Source organism: Streptomyces sp. M41 (assembly GCF_043673425.1).
Taxonomy (GTDB): Bacteria; Actinomycetota; Actinomycetes; order Streptomycetales; family Streptomycetaceae; genus Streptomyces.
In genome coordinates, this window is record NZ_JBIMKE010000012.1 from 151,410 (window position 1) to 163,665 (window position 12,256).

Consider the following 12,256-nt stretch of genomic DNA (forward strand, 5'->3'; position numbering starts at 1 on the left):
CCTACGGTCAGTTGGTGGGCTGCGGCGCCACGGCCGGGTCCGCCGGGTCGGGCGTGCCGGGGGTGGCGGGGAACGGGGTGGTCGGGATGTCCGGCGTGTCCGGTCCGGCCGCGGCCTTGTGCTCGGCCCCCTGCTGGCGGAGCTCGCGCCGGGCGTAGAAGGGCCGCATGGTGGCGATCGCGACCAGCGGGACCACACCGATCAGCACGGACAGCGCCCAGAACGCGGCGGCCACCGAGTGGTGGTCGGCGAGGTAGGACAGGGAGACCGTGGCGACCAGCCCGGCCGCGAGGCCCGCCGCGTTGACGGTGCCGAAGACCCGGCCCGAGCGGCTGTCCTCGATGGCCCGCATCAGCAGGGTCCGTGAGGAGATCGCCGCGAAGCCGAAGGAGAACGCGGCGAACGGGATCGCCACCATCAACCCGGCGATGTGGAAGGGCTCCACGGCGATCAGTGCCGCGTTGCCGAAGAAGCCGAACGCCGCCAGCGTCAGGTCGGAGACCCGGTGGGAGATCCGTTTGTAGACGGCCGCGCCGATCAGCATGCCGACGCCGGCGAGGGCGTCGACCAGGCCGAAGATGCCGGGCTTCTCCTTGAACACCTGGATGACGAGGACGACGAGCAGCACATTGCTGACGGTGATGTTGACGCTGCCGACCGCCAGGAGCAGCCCCAGGCGCTTGACCGGGCCGCCGGTCGCCGCCATCTGGGCCGAGTCCTCGACGGCGTCGTCGGCGCTCGCCTCGGGCTTGCGGCCGAGCAGCATCCAGCACACCGCGGAGAAGGCGAAGGTGACGGCGTTGAAGTAGAACATCGGCATCAGGCCGAAGATCTGGATCAGGAAGCCGCCGACGGCCGCCGACAGCAGCGAGCCGGCCTGCGTGGACATCGAGAAGTTGGCGTTGAACGGGCCGAGCCGCTGATAGCGCACCCGCTCGCGCACCAGCGCGTTGCTCGCGGGGTTGAACCCGGCCGCGATCATCGACAGGGCGAAGGTCACCACGTACGCCGTGATCTGGGCGGACGCGCCCAGCGCGAGCGCGATAGGCAGGCCCAGCGCGACCACGGCGCTCGCCACGTCGCAGACCAGGCACATCACCCGCCGGTCGAACCGGTCGACGAGCCGTCCGAAGATCATCGACAGCAGCACCTGCGGAATCGCCACCGCGATGAACAGCCAGCCCACCGACAGCGCGGTCCCCTGCTCCTCGAGCACCAGCAGGGAGGCGCCCATCAGCTGGATGCCGTTGCCCAGATAGGTGACGAAGTTCGCCGGGAGGATCAGCCACTCGGCGCGGCCGGCCTTGGGCGGCCCTCCCGGCCGGCCGGGCTCGGCAGACAGTGCGGTGGTCATGGTGCGACTCCTGTGGTCGAGTGGTGGGGCGAGAGGGCCAGTTCGCCGGGCATCCGCACGGGGTGGTCGACCGCGCGCAGACCGGTGGGCACCCGTGGGCCGGTGCCCAGCGCCCGGTGCGCCAGCGAACGGGCGATCAGCGGCGCGAACTTGAACGAGGAGCCGCCACAGGCGGCGTAGATCCAGGCGTTGTGGTCGCCCAGCTGCCCGAGGACCGGGCCGTGGGTGTCCCGGTCGGCGAGGTAGTAGCTGTCCTCGGCCCGCTCGATCCACTCGGCGCGGAAACCCTGGAGCAGCGCGGTGAAGTGCAGCACGAGCCGGGTCCGCACCTCGCGGGGTGCGACCCGGTCCCCGGTGCGCTCGACCGGGCGGCAGGCGACGGCCGCGCTCAGCTTCAGCGGGGCGCCGGCCACCGGCGGCACCAGCCAGGCGCCCTCGGCGGTACCGAGCGACGGTATCGCCGGGGTGCGCCGCCACACCTCGCGTGAGGCGGCCGGCACCGTGCACATCAGCTGGGTCTGCCGGTACAGGGTCAGGCCGTCGGTGAGGTCGGGGCCGAGCAGCTCGCGCGACCACAGGCCGGCGGCCACGACCACGGCGTCACCGCGCAGGACCGTGCCGTCCGCGAGGCGTACCAGCCCGAACGGCGCCTCCACGCCGGTCACCCGGTGCCGCGGCAGCAGCCGTACGCCCGGCCGGCCGGCCAGCACCGCGGCGGTGCCGGCGAGGATCCGGTCGGCGAGCAGCACACCGCCGTCGCGTTCGAGGACCGCCCGGCTGCCGCGGGGCAGGCGCAGTTGCGGGTACCGCTCGGCGGCCTCGCGTTCGGTGAGTCTGCGCGCGCCGGGCAGTTCGGCGAAGGTGGCCGCCGAGGTCTCGGGCTCGCCCGGGCCCAGCACGGTCAGCGCGCCCACCCGGTGGTAGACGGGGGTGCCGAGCCGGGACTCCACCTCCGCCCACCGGTGGTGGGCCTCGATGGCGGCGGCGGCCTCGGCCGGGCCCGGGTGCAGGGCGCGCAGCACCCGGTGCCGGTCGAAGGAGGTGGCCTCGGGGTTGGGGATCCCGCCCCGGTCCACGACGCTGACGTCGGCGCCGGCCAAGGAGCACTCCAGCGCGGTGAGGAGGCCGATCACCCCGCCGCCCACGACGATGATCCGCACGATGTCAGCCGATCTGTTCCGCGCTCGGGTCGAGCGAGGGCAGCGCGAACGGCTTGACCTCGGCGATCGCGAACGCCTCGAAGCCGAGGGACCCGTCGAACCCGCCGGCCAGCGTCGCCGCCTCGGCCAGGTCGATCAGGATCGGCGAGGCGCACGCGATGAGCGCCCGCACCTCCACGAACAGGTCACCCAGCGCCGAACGGTCCAACTCGCCTTCGGCCGAGTCGATTTGCTCGGCCCACCGGGTCAGCCGCTCCAGCTGTACGCAGATCAGGTCGGCGGCGCGGGTGAGGCTGTAGCCCTCCAGCTCGTAGCAGCCGGAGAACCTCTCCAGCATGATCGCGGCGTGCTTGCGGGCCCGGTCGGAGACGGGCAGCGCGTCGGAGCCGGCCCGCTCGGTCGCCTCCGCGAGCCGGGAGCGCAGCCGCTGCCAGGGCCGGACCAGGCGCTCGTCGGCCACCTTGTCCAGGGCGGCGCGGCTGAAGTTGGTGCGCTGGTTCTCCGGGTTGGCGAGGGCGAGGTAGAACCGCACGAGGTCCCGGGGGACCTCCTCCAGAAGTTCCTCGGCGTACAGGACGTGGCCACGGCTGGTGGAGAACTTCTCGTTCTCCAGCTCGTAGAACTCGTTGACCACCATGGCGTCCGGGACGATGTACCGGCCCTCGTGCGCCATGATCAGCGCCAGATGGGTCAGGCCCCAGAACCAGATGTTGTCGAAGCCGATGAAGTAGACCAGCTCATGGTCACGCCGCGTCTGCCACAGCTCGTCGGAGGACGCGGTCTCCTCGCCGAGCCGACGGGCCGCGTGGTCCGTGGTGTACATGACGGCCGGGATGCCTTCGGCCCAGGCGTTGATGACCTGGCCGGGCGTCTCGGCGAACGGCGCCGGGATGCCCCAGCCGATCGGGTAGGTGATGGCGAAGTCGGGCAGCGGACGGTCCAGCAGCTCGCGGATCAGCTGGGCCATGTGCGGCCGGAGATAGGGCAGCTTCTCGGCGTAGTAGGTGGTCAGCCGGTCCCGGTACTCCTCCATCGGCAGGACGAGGATCTCGGCCTCGCGGGTGGTGAGGACGTCGGTGGGGTCGATCGTGGAGCGGGCGCCGATCAGCTCGTCGAAGTTGTTGGGGTGCCCGCAGGTCTCGCACAGGCCGCCGCGGCTCTCCGACAGACAGACCGGGCAGTCGCCGCAGACCAGTCCCTCGACGAGGAACTCGCCGGTCTTCTGCGAGTAGGGCAGGTTCACCGTGCGCAGCCTGAACTTGCCGGCGTCGTACAGCTCCCCGAGGAACCGGAGCACCGTGGCGCGGTACCCGTCGTCGTACGGGGCGAAGCCGTCGACGGACATGCCCATCGTCGCCAGGGTGTCGCGGATGCCGTGCCAGGAGCGGGTGGCCAGTTCCTGCGGGGCGACGCCCTGCTTGCGGGCGCTGGCCAGGACGTACGTCTGGCTCTCGTCCGTGCCCGAGGAGTACAGGACGCCGCGGCCGATGGCCCGCAGATAGCGGGCGTGGACGTCCGCGCCGATGAACGGGCCCGCGAGATGGCCGATGTGCAGGCTGCCGTTGGGGGTGGGCGGAGTGTCGATGACGATGACGCGGCGCTCACCGAGGCCGTCGACGGAGGTCATGATCATGCCTCGCTCTCGTGCCGGGCCCGGAAGGCCCGGCTCATGTCGGTGTCCCACCAGATGCTGAACATCTCGAAGTCGGTGTCGGTGTCGTTGATGACCTGGTGCTCATGGCCGGGCGGGAAGTGCACGATGTCGCCGGCGACGAACGGCAGCCGCTCCCCGCGCGACTCGATCCAGGCCTCGCCCTTGACCGCGACGAAGATCTCGTACTCGTGGTGGGCGTGACGGGGGGAGGAGGAACCGGCCCGGATGACGCTCTGGGCCCCCTCGAAGGGCGCGTTGAGCGTGGGCCACGGCAGCAGTCGCTGCGACCAGCTGTTCTCGGCGTTGAGTCCGGCGCGGTCGAACTGGCGGATGTCCAAGGGGAGTTCCTTCGTGGGAGAGGGGCCTGGAGGCAGGAGTCGGGCGGCAGGGGCCGGGGGCGCCCTCCTGCGGTGGGCGTTGGTGACGGCCCGTCCGACGGCGGGGGTGACGGGGAGGATCAGCGGCTGCCGGCCACCACCGGCTTGCGGTCCCTGCCGGGGGACATGGGCGTGATGCGGTCCGCGGCCGGGGCGGCGTGCCGGATCAGGCTCCGGGCGATCTCCTCGCTGCGCTGGGCGAGGATGCTGAGCAGGGAGTCGGCGATGCCGTGCGTGGCCTCGTTGACGCCCTGGAGGTGGACGGTGGCGGTGGACGGCTCGCCGATGTCCAGGCGGTAGTCGCGGCCGACCTCGACGTGCTCCAGGCCCAGCGCGTCGGCGAGGCTGCGGATGACGGCCGGCTGCTCGGAGCGGAAGCCGGTGCCCAGCAGGACGACGTCGCAGGAGATCTCCTCCTCGGCGCCGGTCAGCCGGTTGACCAGGGTCAGGACGACCTCGTCGCCGGTGTCACGGGCGGCGGTGACCTGGGTCATCGTGCGGATCGACGGCCGGTCCCGGCCACGCATCCGGTCCAGGTAGACCTGCCGGTACAGCTGCTCCAGCATGGTCGGGGTCAGCCCCGCGTAGTTGGTGCGGTGCATCTCGGCGAGGACGCGGGCGCGTGCCTCCGGCTCGGCGTGGAAGAACTCGTCGACGAAACCGGCGTAGAAGAGCTCGTTGGTGAACTTGCTGGTCTCGTAGTGGTTGAGCCCGATCGAGCGCATGATCAGGGTCGGTTCGCAGCCGGGCAGGTCCTGCTGCACGGAGTGGAACATCTCGGCGGCGCTCTGGGCCCCGCCGATCACCACCACCCGGCGTCCCGGGGTGCGTGGCAGCCCGCTGATCCGGTCCATGTACTCGGTGCTGTGGATGAGCCGTTCGGCGCCGAGCCCCCGGAAGACCGCGGGGATGTTGGCGTCGCGGCCGGCTCCGACCACGAGCTGACGGCCCGTGACGCTGGAGCCGTCGGCCATGCGGGCCACCCAGCCGTCGACCACGCCTCCTGGGTCGCGGCGCGGGCGAAGCGAGGTGACGCGGGATCCGTAGCGCACCTTGACGTGCTCCAGGGACTCGGCGACCCAGCGCTGGTAGTCGGATATCTCGCTGCGGTACGGGGTGAACGTGCCGAGGTTGATGAAGTCCTCCAGGCGCCCTGTCTCATGCAGGTAGTTGACGAAGGAGTACCTGCTCCGCGGATTGCGCAGGGTCACAAGGTCCTTGAGGAAGGAGACCTGGCTCAGCGACCAGGGGAGCAGCATGCCGCGCTGCCAGGCGATGCTGTCACCTCGTTCGAGCAGGAGCGTGCCGTCCGCCAGGTGCGCGGGCGCGAGCTCCTCGAGTGCCACGGCGAGGGCCAGGTTGGCCGGCCCCGCTCCGATGGCCAGGACTTCGACGTCGTGGTTGGACATGAACTTCCCCTCGGTGCAGTGGCATTACTCCAGGCGGTGTGCCGGAGCGGGGTGAACGGCTTCAGACGCCCGGTGCGGTGAAGGTGGTGGTCTCGGCCTGCTCGGCCGAGCGGCCCCAGCCGGAGTCGCCCGCCCGGACCGTGCCCCAGCCGGAGTCGCCGTCGGTGCGGTCCACGGATCCGGTGAGGGCCACGACCAGGGTCGTGAGCGACAGAGCGGCGACCACGGCTGCACGGGTACGGGACATGCGTACTCCTCGAAAGTCGAGTTCGAATGGGGAGTGCTGGGCCTCAACCGGCGGATTCGCCCGGGATGCCTCGGCAACCTTGGCAGCCCGCCGGGCGGAGTGCGGGGTTCCCTGATGACCGTCAAACCGCCTGGCAGGAATACGACGGCCTAACAAATCGCCCATAAACTGAAATACCGTGATGAACGGACTATTCCGCAGCCGTCCATGAGGCGCTCATGAGCCACACATGACCGAAATCCCGGGACGCGGAGCATGCATTGGCCCCCATAGATGGGCGTTCCTGCGATTCACACCCCGTTCATCCGATTTACACACCTGGCAGGTTCCCGCCTGGCGGATTTCTGGCCCCGTGTGCACCCCGTCGTGGCGCGGGCGAGCGGCGATGGTGGAGGGCGGGCCCGGGCCTCCGGTCCCGCCCTCCACCATCGAGGCTGAGGAGCCGGCACCATGACCGCACAGACCGACGCCCTGCTCGTGATCGGCAGCGGCCTCCAGCGCTACCGCGAGTACCTGCTCGCGTCGGCCGCCGAGCGGCACCCGCTGTGGCTGATCGACGCGGCCGAGCCGACCTGGCAGCGCCCCCACGCCGCCGGCTGGAGCGTGGTGCCCCTGCTCGACGCGGCCCGGCTCGTCCCGGACCGCGAGCGGATCCTCGCCACGGCCCAGGAGATCGCCGCGTCACACGGCGTCGCGGGCGTGTTCACCTACGACGAGACACTGGTGACGACCGCCGCGCTGATCGCCGAGAAACTGGGCCTGCCGGGCCTCACCGTGGACGGCGCCGACCGCTGCCGCAACAAGCACCGCACCCGCTCCGCCCTCACCCTGGCCGGGCTCCCCCAGCCCCGATTCGCGCTCGCGTACACCCTGGAGGAGGCTCGCGGGGCGGCCACGGAGATCGGCTTCCCCATGGTGCTCAAGCCGCGCGGCATGGGCGCCAGCATCGGTGTCGTGCGCGTCGACGACCCGGACGCGTTCGACGACGCCTTCACCATGGCCGAGCTGGCCGGGCACGGCGGCTCCCCGGACTACGAGGGCGGGGTGCTGCTCGAGGAGTTCATGACCGGCCCGGAGATCAGCGTCGACGGCATCTGCGCCGACGGTGTGTACGAGCCGGTGTTCGTCGCCCGCAAGCAGACCGGGTTCGCCCCCTACTTCGAAGAGACCGGCCATGTGGTCGACGCCGCCGACGAGCTGCTGTCCGACCCGGAACTCCTGCACGTCCTCAGGACGGCCCACGAGGCGCTGCACGTCTCCACCGGCACCACCCACACCGAGGTCCTCTTCACCGAACGCGGCCCCGTCGTCGTCGAGGTCAACGCCCGCCTCGGCGGCGACCTCATCCCCTGGCTCGGCGAACTCGCCACCGGCATCCGCCCCGGCCGCGTGGCCGCCGAACTGGCCCTCGGCAAGCGCCCCGACCTCACCCGCACCGAACACCGCACCACCGGCATCCGCTTCACGTACCCCCCGCACGACTGCCGCGTCCAGGAGGTCTCGGTCCCCGAGCCCGGCAGCATCGACGGCCTCCTCGCGGCCGAGCCGATCGCCACCCCCGGAACCGAACTGCGCCTCCCCCCGGGCGGATACCTCAGCCGATACGCCTACGTCGTCTGCACGGCCCCCGACCGCACCACCTGCGACCAAGCCCTCGACGAGGCGGCCCGAGCCACCCGCCTGTCACTCACTCCCCTGCCCTGACTGAAGGGACGTGAAATCGCCGATGGCGGGCATCCGGATACTCCCCGAGAAGGAGGATCCCATGAGCATGACCGACCAGTCGGTGTCCAACGAGCCACAGCCCGGCTGCCCCTCGTGTCGCGACACGGGAGACCACAGAGCCCCCGAACCGCAGGAACCGGAACGGGACCGGCTGAATCGCAAGTGGAACGAGATCCTGCAAGAGACGAGGGTCGCGCAGACCGGTGTGCAGATTCTCTTCGGTTTTCTCCTGAGCGTGGCGTTCACTTCGCACTTCCACAAGCTGGAAACCTTCGATCACGTGGTCTATGTGATCACCGTGATACTCGGGGCCTCCGCCACCGGGGCGCTGATCGCACCGGTGTCCATACACCGGCTGCTGTCGGGGCAGCGCATGAAGGACCACATCGTCGTGGTTGCGGGCAGGCTGATGGTGTTCGGAATGGTGCTTCTCGCACTGACGATCGGCGGCACGCTTCTGCTTCTCCTCCACGTCGTGGTGCCGAGTCTGCTCGCCGAACTGCTGGTCGGCGGGGTCATGCTGTGGTTCGCCATGTGCTGGTACGGATTGCCTGTCTGGCTGCGCCGACGCTCCGCGCGCGACGACAGGCGTGAGGCACGTCGAGTTCGGTAGTTCCTCCCTTGAGGTACCCGGGTACCCGGCATGGACATCCGCTCGTCAGTGGCATCGGCGCCTTCGCCGCCTGGCATCGCGCCGGCCCGCGCCCTGAGGGCGAACGACAGACACATCTCATCTCACGTTCAGGAGTCGCCTGATGCTGATCGTCGGAATCGTCGCGCTGTGCGTCGTGCTCGCGCTTCTCGCTTTCCTGGTACCGCGCCTTTCTCACCATCCGCAACGCGGCACTCAGCGCTCACTCGGCGTCGGAGCACGGGCCGGTGGGAAGGCCCCCGGCTTCCTGGGGCGTGTGTTCAGCAAGCCTTTCCGCAGCGGTTCCAAGGCAGTCGGTCGCAGCGGTTCGGCTGGTCGACGGGCCCGTGGCCGCATGCCGTTCTGACCGGCGCCTGGAGCGTGCGCGGCGAAGGACGGGGTAGACGCCCCTTTGTCGGCCCGGGCCGACGATCGCAGAGGTCGGCCGACTGGGAGGACAGGCCATGACGACAACCGTGCACGCAGTCGCCGAGCACACCACCGGACTGCCGGAGATCAAGGACCCGTCGAGGGTGGCGCCCAAGGACGCGCGGGAGTTGTCGAAGCTGTTCTTCGACCGACTCGCGGTACTGGAGGAGGGAACACCTGAGTACCAGGACACACGCAACACGCTGATCGAGATGAACATGTCCCTCGTCCGCTACGCGGCCGGCCGGTTCCGCAGCCGCGGTCCTGGAGAGATGGAGGACATCGTCCAGGTCGGCATGATCGGTCTGATCAAGGCCATCGACCGGTTCGAGCTGACCCGTGAGGTCGAGTTCACCTCGTTCGCTGTGCCCTACATAGTCGGCGAGATGAAGCGGTTCTTCCGCGACACCTCCTGGGCCGTGCACGTGCCCCGGCGTCTGCAGGAGGCACGCGTCCAGCTGGCCCGGGCCACCGAGGAACTCGGCAGCAGGCTGGGCCGCACGCCGACGACCAGGGAACTGTCCGAACTGATGTGCCTGCCGGAAGAGGAGGTCCGCGAGGCGCGTCTGGCGTCCAACGGCTACAACTCCGCCTCCCTGGACGCAGCCATCAACTCCGGCGAGGACGGCGAGGCGGTTCTGGCGGACTTCATCGGTGCCGACGACATCGCCCTCGAACTCGTCGAGGACTTCCATGCCCTGGCACCGATGATCGCCGAGCTCGACGAACGCGACCGTCAGATCCTTCACTTGCGTTTCGTGGAAGAGCTCACGCAGAAGGAGATCGGCGAGCGCCTCGGATGCTCGCAGATGCACGTCTCGCGCCTGGTCTCGCGACTACTGGCCCGCCTGCGCGAAGGCATGCTCGCCGGCGTTTGACCTCCAGCGTGACCAGCCGCCCACGCGGCCCTGCCGCCCACAGCACTTCAGCACTACAGCACCAGAACGCCCGCGGTCAGCCGACGCGGACGGACGATCCGGAGCACGCCGAATGAGCGACAACGAGCCGGCGACGACTGAGAGGCCAGGATGACCAGCGCTCAGGACACATCGGAGCCCACGGATCGCATGAACGGCTGCGAAACCCCTGATGAGCGAGGGTTGCGCATCCGGCGTCGACTGGAACGCCTCATCGGCATCGCGGCCACCGAGGGCAACGCGCTGACAGCCCTACGCAATGGTGACGAGATCTTCCCGGCGATGCTCGACGCCATCAACTCCGCCGAGCACACGGTGGACATGATGACGTTCGTGTACTGGAAGGGCGCCATCGCTCGCGACTTCGCGCACGCACTGGCGCAGCGGGCCCGAGCCGGGCTTCGGGTACGGCTGCTGCTGGACGGCTTCGGCAGCCGGCTCATCGAAAAGGACCTGCTGACTCAGATGCGCCGGGCGGGCGTGCAGGTGGCCTGGTTCCGCAAACCGCTGTACCTGTCGCCGCTCAAGCAGAATCACCGCTGCCACCGCAAGGTGCTGGTCGTGGACGAACAGGTGGCATTCACCGGCGGTGTCGGCATCGCCGAGGAGTGGTGCGGCGACGCCCGCAATCCGCAGGAATGGCGGGACACCCACATCGAGGTACGCGGGCCTGCCGTGGACGGCATCGCGGCTGCGTTCGCGCAGAATTGGGCGGAATGCCACGACGAACTCTTCGACAACCGCGACCGGTTCACCAGCCACCGCCCGCAAGGAAACGCAGTCGTGCAGGTGGTACGCGGTTCGGCGAGCTTCGGCTGGCAGGACATGCAGACCCTGATCCGAGTGATCATCGAGTCGGCCGAGGAGCGACTCCGGCTGGCCACCGCCTACTTCTCTCCAGACGCCTACTTCATCGAACTGCTGTGCGCCACCGCCCGCCGCGGGGTGGAGGTCGAAATCCTGCTGCCCGGACCGCACACCGACAAGCGGGTCTGCCAACTGGCAGGACAGCACTTCTACGAGGACCTGCTCGCCTGCGGAATCAAGATCTACCAGTACCAGCCGACCATGATGCACGCCAAGGTCATCACCGCGGACCGCACGGCGGCCCTCATCGGGTCGACCAACTTCAACCGGCGCTCCCTCGACCACGACGAGGAAGTCATGCTCGCCGTCCTGGACGCCGATTTCTGCGCGACCCTCGATGCTCATTTCGACACGGACATCGCCGCCAGTGAACGGATGCGGGCCGGGCAGTGGAAGCGGCGCCCTGTTCTCCAACGGGCCCGCGAAGCAGCCGTGCGGCCCATTCGCCGCTTCCTCTGACGCCACGCAGGAGGATGCGGGTCATCAGGCGGTCAGCTCGCCGTGTTCGCCGCCGGTCGACCGGCGGCCGAACCGGCAAGGGCCAGGCACGCTAAACGGTCGGCTCGCGCAGGTGAAGGTGAGCGGCGACTTGCTTGCCAGTGTCCAAGGCAACGGTGTGCAGCCGGCCGCACAGCCCGGTGATCAGACGCAGGCCGTGCCCGCCGACGCGACGGGCGTCGTGCGTCCGCAGTTCCGGCAGGCGTGGGGAAGTGTCGCCCACGGTGATGCGCAGCAAGGCGACCTCGGGTGTCACCTCCAGCTCCAGTCGACCCGGGCCGGGTGCGTGGCGCAGCGCGTTGGTGACCAGTTCACTGACGATGAGTTGTGCGTCCTGGACACTCTGGTGGTCGGGGTCGTAGCCGGCCCTGGCCAACAGCGCGCGTACGGCTGCGCGGGCCGCGGCGGGCGATGTGTCCGTATGCCAGGCGGTGCGGTAGCGCAGCACCGCCGCTGGGTCTCGGTCGTCCGATGTCCGATTGTCGAGCGGGGTGACCATAGAACTCTCCCCGTGGGTCGTTCCTTCTCATTTCATCGATGTTGTCGCTATCGCACATTTTGTGTACCCACTACCGCCTGGTTCATGACGCACTCCGGCAACGTGATGCGACGCCGAACCGGTCCTCGGACGCGACCCCTTGCTGAATTGAGAAGGAATTCACGATGCCCCGATTCCTCCTCGACAAACAACGCACCAGGCAGGAATGAGTGTCGAATCAAGGGGCAATCGGAGGTGCAGGAGGTCGTTGACTATGGTTCCCTTGCTTCTCGTTCTGCTTCTCGCGGTAATCCTTTTCGGCGCCGGCTTCGCCGTCAAGATCCTGTGGTGGGTGGCCCTTGCCGTCCTGGTGCTGTGGCTCCTCGGCTTCGTCATGCGCTCCACCAGCGCGGGCGGTGGCCGAGGCCGCTGGTATCGATGGTGATCTGACCCACCCACTTTCCAGGGACCGGCCGTCATGACGGCCGGTCCCTGCGGTCGTGTCCGCCG

General features: G+C 69.5%; 13 protein-coding genes. 6 read left to right on the top strand and 7 right to left on the bottom strand.

Annotated features, from left to right (window positions below; all coding sequences use genetic code 11):
- Nucleotides 1–7 precede the first annotated feature (7 nt).
- The 6 genes from ACHBTE_RS17690 to ACHBTE_RS17715 all read right to left on the bottom strand — a co-directional run bounded on the left by ACHBTE_RS17690 (nucleotide 8) and on the right by ACHBTE_RS17715 (nucleotide 6,201).
- Complete coding sequence (locus ACHBTE_RS17690) at nucleotides 8–1,354, bottom strand: MFS transporter (protein WP_394724853.1); 1,347 nt, start codon at nucleotides 1,352–1,354, stop codon at nucleotides 8–10.
- The gene (locus ACHBTE_RS17695) at nucleotides 1,351–2,514 is read right to left on the bottom strand and encodes an FAD-dependent oxidoreductase (RefSeq protein WP_394724854.1); all 1,164 of its coding nucleotides are present in this window, start codon (nucleotides 2,512–2,514) and stop codon (nucleotides 1,351–1,353) included. Before ACHBTE_RS17695 ends, ACHBTE_RS17690 begins: the two co-directional genes overlap by 4 nt.
- A 4-nt stretch (nucleotides 2,515–2,518) precedes the next feature.
- Nucleotides 2,519–4,147 carry a class I tRNA ligase family protein gene (locus ACHBTE_RS17700; protein ID WP_394724855.1) on the bottom strand — a complete coding sequence of 543 codons (1,629 nt, stop codon included), beginning with the start codon at nucleotides 4,145–4,147 and terminating at the stop codon, nucleotides 2,519–2,521.
- A complete protein-coding gene (locus ACHBTE_RS17705) occupies nucleotides 4,144–4,506 on the bottom strand; it encodes a cupin domain-containing protein (RefSeq protein ID WP_394724856.1) in 363 nt (120 codons plus the stop codon). The genes ACHBTE_RS17700 and ACHBTE_RS17705 overlap by 4 nt, the downstream gene beginning before the upstream one ends.
- A 119-nt stretch (nucleotides 4,507–4,625) precedes the next feature.
- The gene (locus ACHBTE_RS17710) at nucleotides 4,626–5,954 is read right to left on the bottom strand and encodes a lysine N(6)-hydroxylase/L-ornithine N(5)-oxygenase family protein (RefSeq protein WP_394724857.1); all 1,329 of its coding nucleotides are present in this window, start codon (nucleotides 5,952–5,954) and stop codon (nucleotides 4,626–4,628) included.
- A gap of 61 nt (nucleotides 5,955–6,015) precedes the next feature.
- On the bottom strand, nucleotides 6,016–6,201 hold the full coding sequence (locus tag ACHBTE_RS17715; RefSeq protein ID WP_394724858.1) for a hypothetical protein: 186 nt from the start codon (nucleotides 6,199–6,201) through the stop codon (nucleotides 6,016–6,018).
- A gap of 450 nt (nucleotides 6,202–6,651) precedes the next feature.
- Between ACHBTE_RS17715 and ACHBTE_RS17720 the strand changes: the two genes are divergently transcribed.
- From ACHBTE_RS17720 to ACHBTE_RS17740, 5 genes are all read left to right on the top strand, one after another.
- A complete protein-coding gene (locus tag ACHBTE_RS17720) occupies nucleotides 6,652–7,905 on the top strand; it encodes an acetyl-CoA carboxylase biotin carboxylase subunit family protein (RefSeq protein WP_394724859.1) in 1,254 nt (417 codons plus the stop codon).
- 61 nt (nucleotides 7,906–7,966) lie between these two features.
- Nucleotides 7,967–8,539, top strand: a complete 573-nt coding sequence (locus tag ACHBTE_RS17725; protein ID WP_394724860.1) for a DUF6328 family protein — start codon at nucleotides 7,967–7,969, stop codon at nucleotides 8,537–8,539.
- A 142-nt stretch (nucleotides 8,540–8,681) separates the two neighbouring features.
- Entirely contained in the window at nucleotides 8,682–8,924 is a 243-nt protein-coding gene (locus ACHBTE_RS17730; protein ID WP_394724861.1) for a DUF6411 family protein, read from the top strand.
- Nucleotides 8,925–9,021: 97 nt separating this feature from the next.
- The gene (locus tag ACHBTE_RS17735; RefSeq protein ID WP_394724862.1) at nucleotides 9,022–9,864 is read left to right on the top strand and encodes an RNA polymerase sigma factor SigF; all 843 of its coding nucleotides are present in this window, start codon (nucleotides 9,022–9,024) and stop codon (nucleotides 9,862–9,864) included.
- 189 nt (nucleotides 9,865–10,053) lie between these two features.
- A complete protein-coding gene (locus ACHBTE_RS17740) occupies nucleotides 10,054–11,229 on the top strand; it encodes a phosphatidylserine/phosphatidylglycerophosphate/cardiolipin synthase family protein (protein ID WP_394724863.1) in 1,176 nt (391 codons plus the stop codon).
- 91 nt (nucleotides 11,230–11,320) lie between these two features.
- On the opposite strand, the gene ACHBTE_RS17745 is transcribed toward ACHBTE_RS17740, so the two are convergent.
- Nucleotides 11,321–11,767 carry an ATP-binding protein gene (locus ACHBTE_RS17745; RefSeq protein WP_394724864.1) on the bottom strand — a complete coding sequence of 149 codons (447 nt, stop codon included), beginning with the start codon at nucleotides 11,765–11,767 and terminating at the stop codon, nucleotides 11,321–11,323.
- 253 nt (nucleotides 11,768–12,020) lie between these two features.
- On the opposite strand from ACHBTE_RS17745, the gene ACHBTE_RS17750 reads away from it, so the two are divergent.
- The gene (locus ACHBTE_RS17750) at nucleotides 12,021–12,191 is read left to right on the top strand and encodes a hydrophobic protein (protein ID WP_345046227.1); all 171 of its coding nucleotides are present in this window, start codon (nucleotides 12,021–12,023) and stop codon (nucleotides 12,189–12,191) included.
- The last annotated feature ends 65 nt before the right edge of the window (nucleotides 12,192–12,256 follow it).

Bases quoted from the DNA above. Each gene is read 5' to 3' on its own strand.
- ACHBTE_RS17720 (WP_394724859.1), top strand. From the start codon at position 6,652: ATGACCGCACAGACCGACGCCCTGCTCGTGATCGGCAGCGGCCTCCAG.
- ACHBTE_RS17710 (WP_394724857.1), bottom strand. From the start codon at position 5,954: ATGTCCAACCACGACGTCGAAGTCCTGGCCATCGGAGCGGGGCCGGCC.
- ACHBTE_RS17700 (WP_394724855.1), bottom strand. From the start codon at position 4,147: ATGATCATGACCTCCGTCGACGGCCTCGGTGAGCGCCGCGTCATCGTC.
- ACHBTE_RS17690 (WP_394724853.1), bottom strand. From the start codon at position 1,354: ATGACCACCGCACTGTCTGCCGAGCCCGGCCGGCCGGGAGGGCCGCCC.
- ACHBTE_RS17745 (WP_394724864.1), bottom strand. From the start codon at position 11,767: ATGGTCACCCCGCTCGACAATCGGACATCGGACGACCGAGACCCAGCG.
- ACHBTE_RS17730 (WP_394724861.1), top strand. From the start codon at position 8,682: ATGCTGATCGTCGGAATCGTCGCGCTGTGCGTCGTGCTCGCGCTTCTC.
- ACHBTE_RS17735 (WP_394724862.1), top strand. From the start codon at position 9,022: ATGACGACAACCGTGCACGCAGTCGCCGAGCACACCACCGGACTGCCG.
- ACHBTE_RS17715 (WP_394724858.1), bottom strand. From the start codon at position 6,201: ATGTCCCGTACCCGTGCAGCCGTGGTCGCCGCTCTGTCGCTCACGACC.
- ACHBTE_RS17740 (WP_394724863.1), top strand. From the start codon at position 10,054: ATGAACGGCTGCGAAACCCCTGATGAGCGAGGGTTGCGCATCCGGCGT.
- ACHBTE_RS17725 (WP_394724860.1), top strand. From the start codon at position 7,967: ATGAGCATGACCGACCAGTCGGTGTCCAACGAGCCACAGCCCGGCTGC.
- ACHBTE_RS17750 (WP_345046227.1), top strand. From the start codon at position 12,021: ATGGTTCCCTTGCTTCTCGTTCTGCTTCTCGCGGTAATCCTTTTCGGC.